14 protein-coding genes are annotated in these 21,071 nt (G+C 36.7%); 11 read left to right on the plus strand and 3 right to left on the minus strand.

Annotation, left to right across the window (positions count from 1 at the left end; genetic code table 11):
* Positions 1–56: 56 nt before the first annotated feature.
* From cobA to ACQY44_RS00510, 3 genes are all read right to left on the minus strand, one after another.
* On the minus strand, positions 57–848 hold the full coding sequence (gene cobA, locus ACQY44_RS00500; protein ID WP_428228464.1) for a uroporphyrinogen-III C-methyltransferase: 792 nt from the start codon (positions 846–848) through the stop codon (positions 57–59).
* A gap of 5 nt (positions 849–853) precedes the next feature.
* Entirely contained in the window at positions 854–1,429 is a 576-nt protein-coding gene (locus ACQY44_RS00505; protein ID WP_428228465.1) for a molybdenum cofactor guanylyltransferase, read from the minus strand.
* A 137-nt stretch (positions 1,430–1,566) separates the two neighbouring features.
* The gene (locus tag ACQY44_RS00510; RefSeq protein ID WP_428228466.1) at positions 1,567–2,736 is read right to left on the minus strand and encodes a molybdopterin molybdotransferase MoeA; all 1,170 of its coding nucleotides are present in this window, start codon (positions 2,734–2,736) and stop codon (positions 1,567–1,569) included.
* Between the two features lie 926 nt (positions 2,737–3,662).
* Here ACQY44_RS00510 and ACQY44_RS00515 point away from each other — a divergent pair.
* The 11 genes from ACQY44_RS00515 (at position 3,663) to ACQY44_RS00565 (ending at position 20,877) form a co-directional block, all read left to right on the plus strand.
* Complete coding sequence (locus tag ACQY44_RS00515) at positions 3,663–6,794, plus strand: SusC/RagA family TonB-linked outer membrane protein (RefSeq protein ID WP_428228467.1); 3,132 nt, start codon at positions 3,663–3,665, stop codon at positions 6,792–6,794.
* Positions 6,795–6,810: 16 nt separating this feature from the next.
* Positions 6,811–8,283 (plus strand): RagB/SusD family nutrient uptake outer membrane protein, encoded by a 1,473-nt coding sequence (locus tag ACQY44_RS00520; RefSeq protein ID WP_428228468.1) that lies wholly within the window; start codon positions 6,811–6,813, stop codon positions 8,281–8,283.
* Between the two features lie 28 nt (positions 8,284–8,311).
* Entirely contained in the window at positions 8,312–9,880 is a 1,569-nt protein-coding gene (locus ACQY44_RS00525) for an arylsulfatase (protein ID WP_428228469.1), read from the plus strand.
* Between the two features lie 42 nt (positions 9,881–9,922).
* The gene (locus ACQY44_RS00530) at positions 9,923–11,848 is read left to right on the plus strand and encodes an arylsulfatase (RefSeq protein WP_428228470.1); all 1,926 of its coding nucleotides are present in this window, start codon (positions 9,923–9,925) and stop codon (positions 11,846–11,848) included.
* 72 nt (positions 11,849–11,920) lie between these two features.
* The gene (locus ACQY44_RS00535; RefSeq protein WP_428228471.1) at positions 11,921–12,469 is read left to right on the plus strand and encodes a DUF1254 domain-containing protein; all 549 of its coding nucleotides are present in this window, start codon (positions 11,921–11,923) and stop codon (positions 12,467–12,469) included.
* 351 nt (positions 12,470–12,820) lie between these two features.
* A complete protein-coding gene (locus ACQY44_RS00540; protein ID WP_428228472.1) occupies positions 12,821–13,414 on the plus strand; it encodes a DUF1214 domain-containing protein in 594 nt (197 codons plus the stop codon).
* A gap of 366 nt (positions 13,415–13,780) precedes the next feature.
* The gene (locus tag ACQY44_RS00545; protein WP_428228473.1) at positions 13,781–14,851 is read left to right on the plus strand and encodes a sterol desaturase family protein; all 1,071 of its coding nucleotides are present in this window, start codon (positions 13,781–13,783) and stop codon (positions 14,849–14,851) included.
* 7 nt (positions 14,852–14,858) lie between these two features.
* Entirely contained in the window at positions 14,859–16,811 is a 1,953-nt protein-coding gene (locus ACQY44_RS00550; RefSeq protein WP_428228474.1) for an alkyl/aryl-sulfatase, read from the plus strand.
* Between the two features lie 9 nt (positions 16,812–16,820).
* Entirely contained in the window at positions 16,821–17,537 is a 717-nt protein-coding gene (locus ACQY44_RS00555) for a thioredoxin domain-containing protein (protein ID WP_428228475.1), read from the plus strand.
* 240 nt (positions 17,538–17,777) lie between these two features.
* Complete coding sequence (locus ACQY44_RS00560) at positions 17,778–19,394, plus strand: sulfatase-like hydrolase/transferase (RefSeq protein ID WP_428228476.1); 1,617 nt, start codon at positions 17,778–17,780, stop codon at positions 19,392–19,394.
* Positions 19,395–19,614: 220 nt separating this feature from the next.
* Positions 19,615–20,877, plus strand: a complete 1,263-nt coding sequence (locus tag ACQY44_RS00565) for a YeiH family protein (protein ID WP_428228477.1) — start codon at positions 19,615–19,617, stop codon at positions 20,875–20,877.
* Positions 20,878–21,071: the final 194 nt, after the last annotated feature.

A 21,071-nucleotide genomic window follows, 5' to 3' on the forward strand; every position in this document is an offset into this window, starting at 1 on the left:
GATTACAGCAATTATTCTGCAATCAAAATTCTCTTTGATGGACACTTAATATAATCTTATTCTAAATTTAAATTTTGAAAAATAAATTCATCATCAAAATGTTCCTGAAAATAAGATGTTAATCTTGAATTGCTTTTGACTACTTCACCAATTACAATAATAGCGGGTGAAGAAATTTTATGCTCTGCTACCAGTTTTTCAATTGTACTGATCGTACCCACTACTTTTTGTTCTGTATTTTTAGTTCCGTTTTGGATAATTGCTACTGGTAAATCATCTGTTCGGTTTTCTTTATAGATAGAAATAATTTGATCTAATTTATGCATTCCCATTAAAATCACAACCGTCGCATTAGATTTCGAAGCGAGATAAACATCTTTAGACAATTCATGATTGGATGTCGTTCCTGTAATCACCCAAAAACTATCGGATATTTGACGTTGTGTCAAACTAATTCCAACCGAGGCAGGAACACCCAAAGCGGATGAAATTCCAGGTACGATTTCCGTTTCCAATCCAAATTGTTCCGCATATTCAATCTCTTCACTCCCTCTCCCAAAAATAAACGGATCTCCTCCTTTTAACCGTACTACATGGCCAAAACGATTTGCCATCGAGACAATCAACTCATTAATTTGGTCTTGTGTATAAGCGTGACATCCTAAACGTTTACCAACAAAAACAATTTCAGCATTTGTAACATATTGCAATAATTCTTCATTGACCAGCGCATCATATAAAACAACGTCTGCTTTTTCTAACGCTTTAATAGCTTTTAATGTAATCAGGTCAAGATCGCCGGGACCTGCACCTACAACCGTTAATTTTGGAGCTTTTACATCTATCATGGCTTTTAACTTAAGTTGATATTCAGGTCGTTTAGTTCGTCAACCGAATTAATAGTAGTTAAATGAAAGTTTTCATTTTCTTCTATTTTGATGATTTGATGCGGAACTTTCGCTATTAAATTCATCATTTTTAGATCTTCAAGATCAATTGCACTTTTGATAGCAGGTAATACCTTTTTTGAATAAATTCCAATCAACGGATGCATTCTGCTTTCAGAGGCAAAAACAGTAATCTCAGCTTCTTCTGGATTGTGTTTTGAAATTAGTTCCGATAATAATCCCGTAGAAATTAATGGAATATCACAACTCACAATCAGATTAAATTCGGTTTCAGAATTCATTAAAGCAGTATAAATTCCACCCAAAGGTCCTTTATCGGTAATGATATCCGGGATTTTTTGATAAGGCAAATAATCATATTCTTTAGTTGCTGTTACCAATTTTATAGCATCAGTAAGAGGTAAAATAGCCTGAATAATATGCTCAATAAATGGTTTGTTCTGAAACAAAAGCAATCCTTTCTCTGAGTTTATCCCAGAACTTTTTCCTCCACAAAGAATAAATACAGTTAGTGCTTCCATGATTTTTGTTTCAGGTTTCAAGTTTCACGTTTCAAGTTTCAAGTTTTGTACTATGGGTTTAAATTTATACACTGCACATCATTCTCTTTATTCCATTCTCTTTATTCTATTCTCTTTATTCTATTCTCTAAAAATCTTTACTCTATTTGTAATAAAGTTACCAATTGCCCTTTTTTTAATGTTTCGACATCATTGGGAAATAACAGTAAGCTGTTTGCAATGGCTAAAGTATTTAACGTTGCAGCATTCGGACTGTTTAGAATTGTAACATGAGTTTCATCGTGCAAAGTATTTAAAAATAACGTTTTTCCGCTTGTGTTTGTATGATCATCATTTAATTTTCGGAGTATTTTCTTTAAATGAATATCAGAAAATCCCATTCTGTTTTTGATTGCCGGATATACATAAACATAAAAATCAATTAATGATGCAGCCGGATTTCCAGGCAAAGCAAAAACTAAAGTTTCATGTTTAGATCCAAAAAACATTGATTGATCGGGTTTCTGACTGATTGTATTAAAATGTTTCTGTACTCCATTTTCCAATAAACCTTCCTTTATAAAATCATTATCTTCAGGAGAAATTCTACCTGAGATTAAAACGATATCATACTTGTTTAAAATTCCTTTAAGCTCTTTACTAACTTTTGGACTATTCTTAACCTTATAAACTTTTGCTTTCCTGATTCCAATTGTTTGAAGAGCTGCTTGCAACATTGCTGAATTACTCTCGTAAATTTTGCCTTTCGGTAATTTATTTCCCGGTTTTACCTGTTCATTTCCTATTACTAAAATGGCAACTTTAGGCTTTTTATAAACATCAATTTCCGTAATTCCCAAACTCAATAAAAACCCAATTGCTGCGGGAGTAATCAAAGTATTGGCATCAAAAACAATTTCTTCTTTGCTAATTTCTTCCCCTTTATTGCGAACATTTTCAAATTGTTCCGGCATTCTCGTAATCAAAATAGAATTTTCAGTAGCCATCACATGTTCTTCTTTAACAACAGTATCAGCATTATGAGGTACAAAGGCACCTGTAAAGATGCGAAGCGTTGTGTTTTCTTTTAATTTTATTTTCGAATACTCTCCAGCCTGCGAAATGCCTGCTATATCATATTGATGTCTTTCGCTATGAATAAAGGCGTAACCATCTACCAATGATTGGCGAAACGGCGGCATTGCAACAGGCGAATAAACTGTTTCTGCCAAAATATATCCTAATGCCTTACTTACGTGAATTTTCTCAATCGACACACTATTGCTATTCTCAACAATAATTGATAAGGCTTCTTCGACTTGAATCATGGTTTGCTATTTTATATAAAAGCAAAATACTTGTTGCAAGTACTTACTAATAGTATGGATAAAGATTTGAAATTATTTTATTGCTATAAAATTAATCTAATTTGTTCGAAATCAGCTTTAAAAATGACGCTACTTTTTTTGAAAATAGTTTCATTCTAAATGCAAATTAGTGCTTTCCAGACATTTTGTGTTGATTTTTAATAAAATAGAGAATACAAAAGAATAGAAAACAAAGTATAAATACTACATTTTATAGTCTGTGTCAAATTTTTTTTAACATTTATTTGGTAGATCTAAAAAACAACAACTAATTGATAATAAATACATTAACCAACAAACAAGATTGTAATTTTTATAGTGATTTCATTCTTTCAAAAAAAAACCTAACAAATTTTTGGATATTATTACAATAAAATTAACTTTGTCTATAGGATTAGTAGAGTATAAAATTATTTAAAACCATAAAGAATTATATTTTGAAAACAACCGAAAGCCTGCCGTATTACATTCTTCCTGAAAAATATACTTATAACACTTTTTGTTATATGTGCTTCTGTTGCTAATTCCCGGCATCTTTTTCGTTTGCATTCGATCCCTCTCTCACATCGAATTGATTTAAAAACGAATCTTTAAAAAAAATCAAAAAAATACTTACTGAAAATACAAAAATCTGCTTGATACATTAATTTGCATCGAAAGGATGTATTGAAACTGTACCTATAAATTAAAAAGAAAATAACTAATAACTAAAAAAACTAAGATGAAAAAGATGCAAAATTGTTGCTGTAAATAAAAAAAGCCATTTCTGCGGCAACAGAAATGGCAAGGCTTAAAGAACATTTATCACTAAATCAAGGAAACAATCAGAGAGTTGAAAATTCAACTTTCAGGCTGCCTTGTTAATTACTCAAAACCAGTACAAAGAAATGAAAAAAAATTTAAACATATACTCATTGCTTTTGATCCTTCTGTTATCAGCAGGAATTAATGCCCAAAATACCACACCTCTTATACAATCAAAGCTCGACGGAACTGTGGTAGATGATGTTACAAACCAACCTATTATAGGGGCTTCGGTAAATATTAAGGGTACAACCCACGGGGTTCAGACAGACGCAGAAGGGAAATTTTATTTTCAAACCGGACAAAAATTCCCTTATACTTTAATTGTAACTTATATTGGATATAAAAAAGCCGAAATAATTGTTGACAAAAATCCAATCACAATCAATTTAAAAGAAGAACGCCAGGAACTAGACGAATTAGTAGTTGTTGGATACGGTTCTCAAAAAAGAAAAGATATTACAGGTTCTGTAGCATCTGTTCCAAAAGCAAATTTAGCCCAGGTAACCTCATCGGCAGATAACTTATTAAGAGGTGCAATTCCAGGGGTGGTAGTTACACAAAGTTCAGGACGTCCCGGAGCTTCTTCAAGTGTTCGTATTCGAGGAGGAAACTCGATTACGGCTGGTAATGAACCGCTTTATGTGGTAGACGGAATACTAATTTACAACGACAATAATAACAGTACGGCCGGAGTATCGAATGCAGGTGCAACAGTAAACGTTTTGTCTACTATTAATCCTGGTGATATTGAATCGATTGAAGTCTTAAAAGATGCTTCTGCAACAGCTATTTACGGATCACGCGGAGCAAACGGAGTTGTGATTATCACGACTAAAAAAGGAACTAAAGGACAAGATAACATATCGTACCAAGGTTACTTTGGATTTCAAAATGTTTCAAAAAAATTACATTTAATGAATGCCAGCCAATGGGCAAGTTTGCGCAATGATGTTCAGGCTAGTATTGGTCAGGCACCTTCTTTTTCTGCGGCTCAGATAGAAGCTTTTAAAACATCCGGAAGTTATGACTGGCAAGATGCCCTTTTTAGAACTGCAGCTCCGGTACAAAATCATCAATTATCATTTTCAGGTGGAGATGAACGTTCCAGATATGCAATTTCGGCAGGCTATTTTCAACAAGACGGAATTGTAATTGCATCCGATTTTAAACGAATTTCGCTTCGTGTTAATTACGAAAGAAATTATTCCCAGAATTTTAAATTTGGTGTAAATGCTAATTATAGTAACTCTGTTTCAAATGGTGTGGGTACAAATGGTGGCGCTGCTGCCGGAAGATCTCCCAGCCCGCTGGTTGTTGCTTTGTATCAGCCGCCGGTAGTACCTATTAAAAATGCTGACGGAAGTTACAATTTAACCAATAATCCTTATGCAACCGCAGTAAACGGTATTATAGCAAACCCGATCAATGATTTGGTAAGTACAACCAATGAAACTAAAATTAACAGAATTCTGACCAGTTTATTTGGCGAATATAAAATTACCAAAAAATTAACCGCAAAAGTAGCTGTTAGCGGCGATGTACTTTACACAAAACAAAATTATTATGCTCCGTCAACGACTACCAGTGGCGCAGGAACCAAAGGATTAGCCTCTGTTGGCGACCGATTGGTAAGTTCTGTATTGAACGAAAATACCCTGAATTACAATACTACTTTTGGCGAAGATCATAAATTCTCAGCCTTAGGAGGATATACGCTTCAATATACAAAAGGAGAAGTAGTAAATGCAGGTGCCAATACTTTTGTAAATGATGCCAATACTTATAATGCTTTGCAAGATGGTGTTCCTGTAAAACCGTATAGTGATGCATTCGAAAGTGTGCTAAAATCATGGTTAACCAGAGTAAACTATTCTTATAAAGGAAAATACAACTTTACAGTTTCTGCACGTGCAGACGGTTCTTCAAGATTTGGGTCTGAATCTCTTTGGGGATATTTCCCATCAGCAGGATTTTCATGGAATATTACCGATGAGAATTTTGCCAATCACATCAAAGGTGTCACCGAAGCCAAACTTAGAATAACAGCAGGAACGACAGGAAACCAGGAAATTGGAAACTATCTTTCCCTTGCGCAAATGGGTTCTGTAAATTATGCTTTTGGAGGAACATTACAAACGGGTCTTGCCCCTACCCGATTGGCCAATCCGGATTTGAGATGGGAAAAAACAAATCAGTACAATGTTGGCTTGGACTTATCATTATTAGATCGAAAAATAAACTTTGTTTTTGATGTTTATTATAAGAAAACGAAAGATTTATTGATCAATGTGCCGGTTCCGCTAACTTCAGGATACGCTACAGTACTACAGAATATTGGCGGTGTCGAAAATAAAGGGATCGAAATTGGTTTGATTACCGAAAACGTGAAAACAGAAAATTTCTCCTGGAATTCGAACTTTGTTTTCTCTGCTAACAAAAACAAAGTAGTTTCAATAGGAAACGGAGTTGATCAATTTTTCCCTGTAGTTCCAAATGGTTCATTATTACAACAACAACCCGTGACAGTAAAGGTAGGATTGCCTTTAGGAACGTTCTGGGGATATAAGACAAACGGAATTTTTCAAACTCAGGAAGAAGTGAATACACAGCCAAAAATCAACAGTTTAGCCAATACTAAAGTGGGGGACAGAAGATATGTTGATACCAATGGAGACGGAGTAATTTCGGCTCTTGATAAAGGAAACCTTGGAAGTTCTCAACCTAAATTTGTTGGAAGTTTCAGCAACACAGTTTCTTATCATGATTTTGATCTTAATTTCTCTTTTCAGGGATCGTATGGCGGAAAAATCTTTAATGCCTTAAATCAGCAATTAGAAATTTCTACTCTTGGCACAAATGCCAATGTTACCCTTGATGATCGCTGGACGCCAACGAATCCGAGCAACGAAATTCCGAGAGCAACAAGTTCTCCACTTGGAATAGTTTCAGAGCGCTATGTAGAAGATGCTTCTTTTTTACGATTAAAATTAATCACTTTAGGTTACACATTGCCTAAGAGCGCTTCTCAAAAATTAGGTGCCAAGAGCATTAAATTCTACATCTCTGCAGAAAACTTAATTACATGGACAAAATACACCGGTTATGATCCAGAGGTAAGTTCTTATGAACAAAACAACTTATATCCGGGAATTGACTTTGGTTCTTATCCCAACTCAAAAACATTCATCTCCGGTCTGAACATAACTTTCTAAGTAAAAAATATATACAATGAAAAAGATATTAATAACAATCATACTAAGTGCCGTTTTACTTGCATCGTGCACAGAATTAGAGGTAACACCAACCTCTTTTGTAACCGAAGACAATTATTTTAAAACCCAGGATGATGCTATTGCAAGCGTAACAGCGGCTTATGCAGCTTTAAGCCTTGATCCGGGAGAACAAAGTTTATTTGGCAGGAATCTTTATTTTTTAACAGATATGGGGTCTGACTATGCTGCAGCAGGAGTTTCTGCAACAAACCCTCAGGTAAGAGCCATGAGCAGTTTGACACATGATGCCACAAATGATCGTGTTCAGGTTGCATGGAGACAAATTTACAACGGGATAAACAGAGCCAATGTTTCGATCGATAATATCCCAAAAGTAGCAGGAACAGAAACCATTAAAACGAGATTAATCAATGAAGCCAAATTTATCAGAGCTTTATTATACTTTCAGGCCGTTCGCCTTTGGGGTGGAGTTCCAATCGTATTGCACGAGCCAACATCTATACAATTAGAAAGTTTAAAATCAAGAAGAGAAACTGTTGATGCCGTATACACACAAATTATTACAGACTTAAAAGATGCCGAAAGCCTGCCTTCAACTTATGCAAGCGCTGACGCCGGACGTGCAACTTCCGGAGCTGCAAAAGCGATTTTAGCCAAAGTATATCTGACCAGAAAAGATTATCCAAATGCGATCTTAAAAGCAAGAGAAGTGATCAATGGCGGTTACGGATATGCTCTTTTCGAAAGTTTTGCCGATATCTTTAATAAAGCTAAAAAGAACGGAAAAGAACACATTTTCTCCGTTCAGTTCGAAGCAAATCAGGCAGGAAACGGATCGAGCGGAAATAATTTTCAAGGTACATCATTCATTGGATATACAGCCACAGAACCGGCAGACATCATCTCAGATGTAGCTTTGTTTTATGATATTTATGCGCCGGGAGATACTCGTAGAGATGTAAGTTATGCTAAAACATTACCTATTCCGGGTACAACAAATAGTTATACTTTCCCAAAGCCAATCTTCAAAAAATATATCGATTTTAACAATTTGGCTACACCCGGAAATGTCGCTATCAATTTCCCTATTATCCGTTATGCTGATATTTTATTGTCATTGGCAGAAGCCATAAACGAACAAGGTGCACCAACACCGGAAGCTTATGAATTGATTAATCAGGTTCGAAGAAGAGCTTTTGGAAAACCAATTGCGGCACCAGACGCAACTGTAGATTTAGCAGGATTAACACAAACCACTTTTAGAGCTGCTATTCAGGAAGAGCGTAAAAAAGAATTCGTTCAGGAAGGACAACGCTGGTTTGACCTGGTACGCTGGGGAACCTTAGTTACAGAAGTAAAAAAAGTAACGGCAAAAAACTCTGTTTCAGAAAGAAATAATCTATATCCTATTCCGCAAAGCGAAAGAAGTTTTGATCCTGTAGGTTTGCCACAAAATCCCGGATATTAATAAAAGGCTTACATAAGAAAAAATAACAATGATTAAAAAACTGCTCATTATCGCCCTATTGGTTGTTGTACAATCCCAGCTATTTGCACAGAAAAAGCAACCTAACATCATCGTCATTCTGGCAGATGATTTAGGTTTCTCAGACATTGGTGCTTTTGGCTCAGAAATTAAAACACCAAACTTAAATAAGCTCGCTACAAACGGCCTTATTATAAAGCAGTTTTACAATGCAGGACGTTGCTGTCCTTCGCGGGCTTCATTGCTTACGGGTTTGTATCCGCATCAGGCAGGCGTTGGTGACATGGTTCAGGACAAAGGCTTTCCTGCCTATCAGGGATATTTAAACGAGCATTGTATCACAATTGGGCAGGCACTCAAACAGGCAGGATATAACACCATTGTTTCCGGAAAATGGCACGTTGGTTTAGTGCCATCAGCCTGGGCAGTGAATCGTGGTTTTGATGATTCTTTTACTTTACAAAACAATGGAAGTAGTTATTTTAACTCGCAACCTTTGTATAACGACGGTAGAAAAATTACTTTTTTGAAAGGAGATAAAGAAATTATTCGCACGGATACTGCTACCTATCTGACACAGGAGATTACCAATTTCGCTATTCGTTCTTTAGAAAAACAGCGCAATCAGCAAAAGCCTTTTTTTCTCTATGTGGCTTATAATGCTCCACATTGGCCCATTCAGGCATTACCGGAAGATATTGCAAAATACAAAGGCAAATACCTCAAAGGTTGGGATAAATTGAGAGCTAGCCGTTTTAAAAAATTAAAAGAACTTGGAATCATTGATAAAAACTGGGACTTATCAAATCGTTTTGAAAAAGTACCCGATTGGGAAAAATTAAGTGCCGAAGAAAAAGACAAGTGGGATACCAGAATGGCAATTTATGCCGCCATGATCGACAGAATGGATACCGGGATTGGAGAAATCCTGCAGAAAGTCAAATCGTTGGGAGAAGAAGATAATACCCTGATTCTTTTTCTTTCGGATAATGGCGGAAGTGCCGATGATGTAAAAAACTGGAATTATGTTACCCAAAAAAACGGAACACCAGGTTCAGTTGCATCAATTGACAGTTACGAAAGTCCGTGGGGAAATGTGAGCAACACACCTTTTCAATTATTCAAAAAGAACACCCACGAAGGCGGTATTGCTTCTCCTTTTATTGCGTATTATCCAAAGCATATTAAGGCTGGTAAAATAAGCAACAGAGTAAGTCATGTGATAGATATTTTTCCAACTCTTTTGGAGTATGCCAATTTTGAATATCCGGCTACTTTTCAGGGAAAAAGTCTAACACCCTTAGAAGGTATCAGCCTAAAAAAAGAATTTGAAGGACAACAATCTGATGCACATGAAGCCTTATTTTGGGAACATGAAGGCAGCAAAGCAATAAGAAAAGGGAATTGGAAAGCAGTTGCCGAAAACAATCAACCCTGGGAGTTGTACAATCTTGCTACAGACCGGACAGAGACAAAAAATGTAGCAAAATTAGAACCAAAATTGCTCCAAACCCTCATTGAATTACATCAGCAATGGGCAGTAAAAGTAGGTGTCCAGGATTGGAATAAAATAAAATAGTTAAACAGTGATTACGCATTAAATAATTTAAAATTTAATCTAATGAAAAATTTGAAATTTAATAATACAATCAAAAGCCAACAAAAAGGGCTTTTGATTACTGCCTTGATACTCGCGCAACTAAGTTTTGCACAAATTAAACCAGACCCAAATTACAAAGGTGTAATTGGTAAAACTTTAGCCGATTCTAAAGAATATTGGCCAGATCCTGTAAAAGCTCCGGAAGGCGCGCCAAACGTTGTCTGGATTTTATTAGACGATGTGGGTTATGGAGCTACAAGTGCATTTGGAGGCTTGATTAACACCCCGACTTTTGAGAGTTTAGCCAATAACGGTTTGCGTTACACCAACTTTCACACCACTGCGATTTGCGCACCAACACGTGCCGGATTATTAACAGGACGTAATGCACACGCCGTTCACGTAGGTGGATTTTCACATACGGCAATGTCCGCTGGTTTCCCCGGATATGATGGCAGAATTCCGTCTTCGGCAGGAACCATTGCCGAGATTTTACGCGATAACGGCTATAACACTTTTGCTGTTGGTAAATACGGCGTTACGCCAGACGAAGACGCTACAGATGCAGGACCGTTTGACAGATGGCCAACCGGAAAAGGTTTTGATCATTTTTACGGATTCTTAGGTTCAGAAACCGATCAGTATAATCCTGATTTAGTTGAAGATCAAACCTGGTTAAACGGAAACACAAGGCTTAATAATGCAGGAAATGATAAATCTAAAAACCAATTTACGGCCGATTTAAAAGGAAAACACTTAAGTGAATTGATCACTGACAAAGCCATTACCTATATCGACCGCCAGAAAAGTGCAGCACCCAACAAACCTTTCTTTTTGTATTATGCGCCCGGAGCAACACATTCACCTCATCAGGTAGCCAAAGAATGGAGCGATAAATACAAAGGCAAATTTGATGAAGGCTGGGATGTTTACCGCGATAAAGTGATAGCCAACCAAAAGAAATTAGGTTTAATTCCCGCCGATGCAAAATTGCCAACACGCGACTCATACGTAAAAGCATGGAATACTTTAAGTCCTGACGAAAAGAAATTATACGCTCGTTTTATGGAAATCTACGCCGGATATCTGGAATATACGGATTATGAAGTAAGCCGAATCGTAAATCACCTCAAAACAATCAATCAGTTAGACAATACGGTTTTCTATATTGTTTTAGGAGATAACGGAGCGAGTAAAGAAGGAACAGAATCCGGAACAATTGATCAGCCGTTATTGAAAAAATTATTCGGAAATGGAACCAAAGAAGATGCTGTAAAAGAAAACCTTGCAAAAATTGATCTGCTTGGAACTCCGGAAGCTGTTGAAGGAAATTATCCTTACGGATGGGCTTTAGCCGCAAATACGCCGTTTAGAAACCTGAAACAAGACGCCCATTCTGAAGGAGGAACCCGTAATCCGTTGATTGTTTATTATCCAAAAGGAATCAAAACTCCTGGAATTCGTACGCAATACGGTCACGTAATTGATATTTTGCCAACCACTCTGGAAACTGTTGGAATCAAAGCTCCGGCAGCAATCCGCGGAATTGCTCAGGATTCTATTCAGGGAACATCATTAGCCTATTCTTATGCTGATGCAAAAGCACCTTCAAGACATAAAATTCAATATTACTACATCTTCGGGTCAAGAGCATTGTACAAAGACGGATGGAAAGCTGCGGCACCGCATCATCCCGATTTTATTGATATTGTTGATAATGGCACTTTGGCTAAAAGCACAGGACCAAGTACCTACGACAATGATGTTTGGGAATTATACAACCTGAATACTGACTTTAACGAAAGAGTAAATCTGGCCCAAAAAAATCCGGAGAAATTAAAAGAACTTCAGGCTGCTTTTGATGATCAGGCTAAGAAAAACAACATTTACCCTTTCATCGACTGGCAGGATGTTTTGAAACAACGCGTTCACAAGAAAAATAAATAATTAACCCTTCAAAGCTGTTAAGCATGCTGTAAAAAACATGCTTAATGGTTCTGATCTTAAAACAAGTAAAGTATGGCAGCAGTAAAACCACTTATCAAAAAAGGTATTTTTGCCTTGGTTCTTGTAGTAATTGCAGTAAGCTTTTATTACTTAACAATTTGGGTAACTCCTTATTATGTTCAAAAGAAATTTGCCGAAAAAAGTCTGGGTGTTATCAATACGCCTCAATTTGGAAATCAGCCAACTTCTGAAAACAGAGTGATTCCGTTACCAAATCCAGATTTTTTGTATTCGACAATCAATTATGATTTGAAAGAAAATGTATTGAAAATTTCAGGTAACGTTCCGGATTCGACGTATTGGTCTATCTCGGCTTATCAGGAAAACACCACTAATTTCTTCGTTGAAAACGAAGAAAAAGTAAAAGCCAAATTCGAATATTATTTAGCACCTGAAGGAAGTACTTCAGAAACTTTGAAAAATATTCCGAAAGAGAAAATCATTTACAGTCCAACAACAAAAGGATTAATTCTGTTTCGTTATTTGGTTTCGAAAGCCTATCCGGTAAAAACATTAGCGGAATTGCAACATGGTGTTACGGTAGAGAAGTTAGCTAAGTAAAATCATTCCGTTGGAATCTTTCTTTAAGAAGTTCCGGAGGAACAAAATATATTGTAGGGATGGATTTCAATCCATCATTCGCAATCGTAAGCACAATCTTTGTCATGATACGTAGATGACACGGATTTGCTTTGCAAAGACGCGGATTTAAACGGATTTTTTATTTTAATTCCAAAAAAAATGTCATTAGTAACAACGAAGGATCTCTGTGAGTAGATCGACAAAGATTGGCCTAGCCCCGATAGAAGTGGAAATCCTTTTGTGGCGCTTCTTTAGCGCCACAAAAGATTGGAACGGATAGCGGGATTAGCTCCTAAAAAAACAAAATATTCAACTTAAAATCAAATAAAAATGGCTTTAAATCAAAAAATTAAAAAGATAGGTCTTGGAGTGGCATTGATCATTCTGGCTATCGTACTAGGCAGCGCCGTTGGTGTTTACAACATCAAATCCGGCAAAAGCGACTCGCAACGCATCATTGGCAACTGGCAAACGGTTGATAAAGACAAAGACCTTAACTCGGCCGATTTGCTAACCATTGCACAAGTGGCGGTTTATGGACCTTATGCCCTGACTAAAAAAGAAGTGATTTACTTAAGTACAAATACTGATAGCGAAGGCAACGCATTAGATCCTAAAGCTGATTACGTAATTAGCGGAAAAAAACTGGATGCTAAATATTGGAGTATTACGGCGTATGACGAAAATGGTTTTTTAATTAAAAACCCAATCAACAAATACAGCTATAATCTTGAAGATGTAAAATATGAAGCGGATAGTACTTCGTATAAAATCAATCTTTCGGAAACTGAAAAAAAAGAAAACTGGCTGCCAATCAACGATGTTCAAAAAACAAGCCTGATCATTCGTTTGTATTTGCCTTCTGAAAAACTCAGAGAAAATTTAACGGTGGAGACGCTGCCAGTCATTCAAAAAGTAAAATAATAATCCATACATATTATAACAAATATTGAAAAAAATAATAAATAAAACTCTACTAAATCCATAGAATTAGAATATTATTTTATTTATTTTTACGTTAATCAAAAACACACTGATTTTCAATACAGTTATAAACATAAAATTAGAAATCATGAAATCGCCACTAAAAAAAGTTTGTGCAAACAAACACCAATAAATAAAGGCGATTACATATTTGACAACTAAAAAATAAATTTCACAAATATGAAAAGAGTAGACTTTGAAATTATAGGGAAAAAAATCATCGTGGGAGCGATTGTTTTTTTAGTTCCGCTAGTCATTTTGGCGGGAGGTTTAGCATTAATTAGTAATTTTTTAAAATAAGATATCATGGCAATAATAGATCACAATTCAAGAGGAAGGCTAATCAGAGATTTAAGTATCAGTTTGGTAATATATTCACTGCCGGTAGTGGCAATTTTTCTTTATTTTAAATTCACAAATGGCGTTATAACAGAATCACACCTTACATTACCGTCATTTTTAGAATTTTCAAAACCCGCTTTCGAACACATTCGTACCTGGGGATTAACGGTTTTTATGTTAGTTTTGGGAGTTATCGAATTTACAGCAGGTTTATACGATGATGACTGGACAGGTGAGGAACGCAAAGTAGACATCATTTGTTTCTTAGCTCCAAAAGTACTTTTACCACCCGTAATTGCTTTTTTTAGCTTAACTGCGTTACCTTATTTAATCCCAAATTTGGCTAACTCACTTTCATGGGTTCCGTTTTGGGGAGGTTTTTTCCTGATTGCAATTGCAGATGATTTAACGCAATATTGGTACCACCGTTTGCACCATCAGGTTCCGTTTTTATGGAGATTCCACAGAACGCACCACTCGGCTCCATATATGGGAATGGCGATGGCTTCGAGACAAAACTTTATCTATACCGTTTTCTTCTCTCAAATTTATTTAACAGCTACCTTAACCTATTTAGGATTAGGATTACCGGCATTGTTTGTTTTGGTGATCAAAAGTTTCATCACTCTTGGTGCACATTCAAGTATCAAATGGGACAAACCTTTTTATAAATACAGAATATTACATCCAATTGCGTGGGTGTTAGAACGTTTAATTTCGACTCCGGCAACACATCATGCACATCACGCAGATACAAGCGGAGATGGCGTTGGACACTTTAAAGGCAACTTCGGAAACATGTTTTTCATCTGGGATATCACTTTCGGAACTGGTTTAATCACCCGTAAATATCCAAAATCATACGGCATGAAATCATACAAACAAGAAGAATGGTATGCGCAATTTTTGTGGCCAATATTCAAATCCAAAAAAGAAGGAAGTGCTTTGGCAGAAGGAGTTTTAGCTGTTCCTCTCAAAGCTAAAATAGAAACAGTTTCTCCGAGTCCGGTGTATTACGAGCAGGCTCAATCTTAAAAATACCATGAAAAAAAATAAAATAAAGACACTGTTAATTGGTTTTACCATCATTGCAAACGCACAAGCACCAAAACAAGCGTCAACTTTTACCCAAAAATCAAATGAGGCAGTATATTCGAAGTTAAACTTTGATGATACTGCCGATTTTACCGACGCCAAGAGAGGTTTTATCGCCACTCTTGCCGACGGTAAAATTCTTTCTAAAACAGGAAATGTTGCTGTAAACTTAAATGATTTTGCTTTTATAAAAGGAAAATCTCCGGCAACAGTCAATCCCGCTTTATGGCGTCAGGCACAACTCAACAACATCAACGGATTGTTTAAAATTACCGATGGCGTTTATCAGGTTCGTTCTTTTGATGTCGCCAATATTTCGTTTATCGAAACCAAAAATGGTTATGTGGTTATTGATGCCTTAACGATTGGCGAAGCTTCGGCAGCGGCTTATGAATTGGTCAAAAAACATGTTGCCAATAAACCAATTTTGGCTGTAATTGTTACGCACAGTCACGGCGATCATTACGGAGGTTTAGAAGGTTTGGTTGCAGCAGAAGATATCAAATCCGGAAAAGTAAAATTTATCACACCAAAAGGTTTTTATGAAGAAGCCGTAAGCGAAAATGTGCTTTTAGGAAACGTAATGCGACGAAGAGCCGGTTATCAGTTTGGTTTAAGTTTAGAAAGAAGCGCAACCGGTCAGGTTGATGTTGGATTAGGGAAACCATTTTTAAGCGGAGGTTCTTCCTCACTTTTACAGCCTAATTTCGAAGTCGAAAAAACAGGGCAAAAAATTACGATTGATGGTTTGGATCTTGTTTTTCAGCTTACGCCGAATTCTGAAGCTCCAGCCGAATTAACGATCTTTGCTCCTGCCCAGAAAGTTTTCTTTTCTGCCGAAATTGCCAGTCATACTTATCATAATGTCCTTACGCCTCGTGGTGCCAAAACCAGAGACGCTAAAGCCTGGGCAGGATATCTTGACGAAGCGATTGATTTGTTTGGAGATAAAACCGAATTCATCGTTCCGTCGCACACCTGGCCGGTTTACGGGCACGATAAAGGAATTACTTTCCTGGAAAAACAACGAGATTTATACAAATACGTGCACGATCAAACTGTTCATTTGGCCAACAAAGGTTTAAATAAAGATGAGATTGCCGAAGAAATAAAATTACCTGCCGAATTGGGCAAAGAATGGTACAACCGTGATTTTTACGGAACGGTAAAACACAATGCCAAAGCAACGTATCAATTCTACTTAGGCTGGTGGGACGGAAATCCTGCTGATTATGATAAATTACCGCAAGTAGAATCGGCTAAAAAATATATCGAATGGTTTGGCGGTGAAGAAACCGCTCTGAAAAAAGCAACCGAAAGTTATCAAAAAGGCGAATACCGTTGGGTTGCCGAAGTGTTGAAACACGTCATTTTTGCAAATCCCGAGAATGTTGCCGCTAAAAATTTACAAGCCGATGCTTTCGAACAAATCGCCTATCAAAGCGAATCCGGAATTTGGAGAGATTTATATTTATCCGGAACCAAAGAACTTCGAGAAGGTGTAATTGTTCCTAAAAACCCTGTAAATCGTGCAGCAGGATTTTTGTCTACGTTAACTCCAGAAGCTATTTTCGATTATTTATCCGTTACTGTTGACGGAAATAAAGCAGCCGGAAAAGACGTAAAATTGCGTTTCATTTTCCCGGAACTCAATAAAAACATTCTGGTTTATCTTAAAAATGGCGTTTTGCATCAAAGTCAAACCCGACCAAATGATAAAGCCGAATTTACCCTAACAATCCCAAAAGCCAAGTTCGTAGCCTTATTATCCAATCCTGAAACGGCAAGGGAAATTCTAACTTCTGACGGAGTTAGTTTTGAAGGTGATCCGTTTAAGTTCAGAGAATTGGCGAGCACTTTCGAACCGGCAAATCCGTATTGGAATATTGTAACCCCTTAAAACAAAATCATGAAAAATAAAATATTTAAAAATAGTATTGCGACCGCAATTTTGCTTTTTACAGTTACAGGTTTTTCTCAGAATAAAAGTTCGAATACGGTTTCGTTAGACGTGTTTTACAGTAAAATTCAGAGCGAAAAAAAACCACAAATCATTGATGCCAGAGGTGCTGAAGAATTTGCGCTGAACCATATCAATGGTGCAGTAAATTTTAACCTTGAATCTAAAGATTATGCTGCGCAAGTAGCAAAATTAGACAAATCAAAACCTGTATTTACTTATTCGATTGGTGCAGGAAGAAGTGTTTGGCTGGCAGACGATTTATTAAAAAAAGGTTTTAAAGAAGCCTACAGTCTCGAAGGCGGAATCGCCAACTGGATTGGAAACGGGAAACCTTTTTATGCCAACTCAAAAAGCAAATTGACTCTTGCCGAATACAAAAAAATCATTGCCGAAAACAAAGATGTTCTGGTAGATATTGGATCTATTTATTGTGGCGCTTGTAAAAAAGTAAAACCTGTTTTAGAAACCATCAAAGCGCAATACGGCTCTAATCTAAAAATCGTAGAAATTGATTTAGAAGACAGCCCACAAGTAATCGCTGATCTAAAAACCGTAAAAGTTTTCCCGACTTTAATTTTATATAAAGACGGAAAAATTGTCTTTAAAAAAGAAGGTTTAGGCGATTTGAAAAACGATGTTGATGTGGCTTTGGCGGTGAAATAATCACAATTGCGTTCAACGGATTAAAATCCATTCTTCGCAATCATAATCGCCAATTTTGTCATCCCGAGGAACGAGGGATCACACTCGTAACTCGACAAAGATTGACGATTCAGTTTGAGGAATTTCTAGTGTGATCCCTCGTTCGGGATGACAAAAATGAGCATAGATCTTTGTCAAAGTTTAAAACTTTGACAAAGATTATCCCTAAAAGCATCATTTCCAAAATAAAAAATAAAAACTATGGCATTATCCAAAATAAAAAAGATTCTTTTTCCGGTTCTAATTGTATTGGCAATTATAGCTGTATTTTTATTCTGGCCCATCAATACCGATGGAACTTTAATAAAACCAGACCCAAAATTACTGGAAGGAAAAGCAAAATTTCTAGCTGAAAAAGTTCCCACAGACAGCACTGTAAAAAAACCAAATATTATTATTATCCTCGCTGATGATTTAGGAAAATACGACATCTCATTATACGGAGGAAAATCGACACCAACGCCACAAATAGATTCTTTAGCGGCTTCCGGAGTAACTTTTCAGGATGGTTATGTTTCGGCTTCGATTTGTTCGCCTTCGCGCGCCGGTATCTTAACGGGGCGTTATCAGGAACGTTTTGGGCATGAATATCAACCTGGAGATCGTTATCCAAAAAACAATCTGGAATATTATGGTTTCAAATATTTAATCAATACCAATAACTGGAGACTGAATGATAAAATCAATTACCCGAACGAAGCTTCGATTGCCACACAAGGTTTGCCACAATCTGAAATTACGTTCGCTGATTTGGCCAAAAGAGAAGGGTACAGCACGGGAATTATCGGAAAATGGCATTTAGGTCACAACAAAGGATTTTTTCCGTTAGACCGAGGTTTCGATTACCATTATGGGTTTTATCAGGCATTCTCGCTTTACACGCCCGAAGATGATAATCCTGATATTATCAACCATCACCACAAAGATTTTACCGATAAAATGATTTGGGGAAATGGCCGCGTTGGTATCGGACAAATTCGTCGTGACACTACGATCATTCACAATAAGGCGTATTTAACCGAAACATTTGCTGATGAAGCAGAAGCTTTTATTGATCGAAATAAAAACAAGCCTTTCTTATTATATGTTCCTTTTAATGCGCCCCATACACCATTTCAGGGTCGTAAAAAATACTACGATCGTTTCCCTAATGTAAAAGACGAAAACAAACGTGTTTATTTTGCCATGATCAGCGCGCTTGATGATGCCGTGGGAAGAATCAGGGCTAAAGTCAAAAAAGAAGGTCTGGAAGATAATACTTTGATCATTTTTGCCAGCGACAACGGTGGTGCCGATTATACTTTTGCTACGACAAACGCACCTCTAAAAGCCGGAAAATTTTCTCATTTCGAAGGCGGCGTAAATGTTCCGTTTGCACTTTCGTGGAAAGGAAAAATCAAACCGCATACCATCTATAAAACTCCGGTAAGTACATTGGATATTTTCGCTACAATTGCTGCTGCTATTCATTCTGATTTACCAAAAGACCGGGTTTATGATGGTGTTGATCTTGTAAGTACAGTCAATGAAAATAAAGAAGCACACAAAACTTTGTACTGGCGTTCCGGCGATGCAAAAGCGATTAGAAGCGGTGATTGGAAATTAATCATCAGCGGAAAAACCCATGAAGAATGGCTTTATAATTTAGCTACAGACAAATCTGAAACAACAGATCTTGCTCAAAAAAATCCGGCAAAAGTAAAAGAATTACATCTCGCTTTACAAAACTGGGAAAAAGGTTTAGTAAAACCTTTATGGCCAAATCTAACGCATTATGAATTTGATTTTGGTAAACAAAAATATTTTGTCGATTTATAATTGATCAGCAACCCGACATTTAGCTATCCTAACAGGTTTTTAAAACCTGTTAGGTATTTAGTTTTAAGGTCAGTCCTACCAATATTCAGCTAAAGCCAATGTCAGTCACAAAACAATAACCTCAAGCTAAGGCTGGAGATTATTCAAAAAAATAAGACCCAACAAATTAATACCTAACAGGTTTTAAAAACCTGTTAGGATAACCAACAATAAATTTACAATGCCAACCCCAACCAAAACATTCAACATTCACGAAGACTGGACCGTCGTAATTCTCGGATTTATAATCATCGGGATTTCTCTTTTTCTTTTTCTTCCCGAAGTTCCCGTTTTCAAATGGTCTACCGGAACCGATTTATTCCACGATGTATTCGATTTAGCAAACCTAAAAATCCTCGGATTACAATTTTTATACCTTATTTCTATCGGAACTTTAGGCGCTTTTTTAATCGGTAAATCGGTAAAATACTTTTTACTAGGTTTTCCGGTCGTTTATATCCTGACTGTTCTCGCCTTGATCATTGCCGGAAATACCGAAGTAAAAGGATTGAATCTTGAAGCTGTCATTTTCAGTTTAGCAATTGGTCTCGCGATTGGTAACTTCTTCAAACTTCCGGAATGGTTTCGATCCGCACTTTCTACAGAAGTATTTGTCAAAATAGGATTGGTTTTATTAGGAACGAGCGTTATTTTCTCAGACATTCTAAAAGCAGGTTCTTTGGGATTAATTCAGGCTTTGGTTGTCGTTTTATCCGTTTGGTATTTTGCTTTTTGGTTGTGTAAAAAACTAAAAGTCGACGACGAATTAACGATGATGATTTCGAGTGCAGTTTCTATTTGCGGCGTTTCGGCTGCAATTGCCACTTCGGGCGCGATAAAAGGCGATTCGAAAAAACTGTCTTATGTTATTTCGATTGTTTTGGTAACGGCAATTCCTATGATGATTTTCATGCCTATAATTGCCAAATATTTCAATTTCCCCGAAGAAGTTACCGGAGCGTGGTTGGGCGGAAGTATCGATACATCCGGCGCCGTAGTAGCTTCCGGTTCTTTGGTTGGCGAAACTGCTTTGAAGATTAGTACGATTGTAAAATTCTCTCAAAATGTATTGTTAGGAATTGCCGCTTTTGCCATATCAGTTTATTGGACGTATACCCACAACAAATCGGCAGAAGCTGTTGAATCAAAACCCACTTTGAGTGTTATTTGGGAACGTTTTCCAAAATTTGTTATTGGCTTTATTGCCGCTTCTTTATTGTTTTCTTTCCTCCTTACTTCTGAAACCCGAGATGGCGTAAAAGACAGTTTGAAGAATCTACAAGGTATTTGGTTTGCTTTGGCTTTTACGAGTATTGGTCTTGAAACGAACTTTAAAGATTTACTGAGTAATAATAGTCGTAAACCTTTGTATGCGTTTTTAATCGCGCAGTTGTTCAATGTGATTATCACACTGATTATTGCGTTTTTACTGTTTGGTAAATAATTTTTTAAACACATAGAAACATAGTTTTAGAAAGGTTTAAAAAAGTCATTTCACTTTAAATAAAACGCATAGTTATGCGAATGTAAAACAGCATAGTAATCTCGAGAACTTTGACAAAGTTAAAGGCAATGATGTTCGACAAAAGTAACCACAAGCTTGTAATCCCGAGGAACGAGGGATCTTCGCTAGTAGCT

It is taken from the genome of Flavobacterium sp. (assembly GCF_965277525.1).
GTDB lineage: Bacteria > Bacteroidota > Bacteroidia > Flavobacteriales > Flavobacteriaceae > Flavobacterium.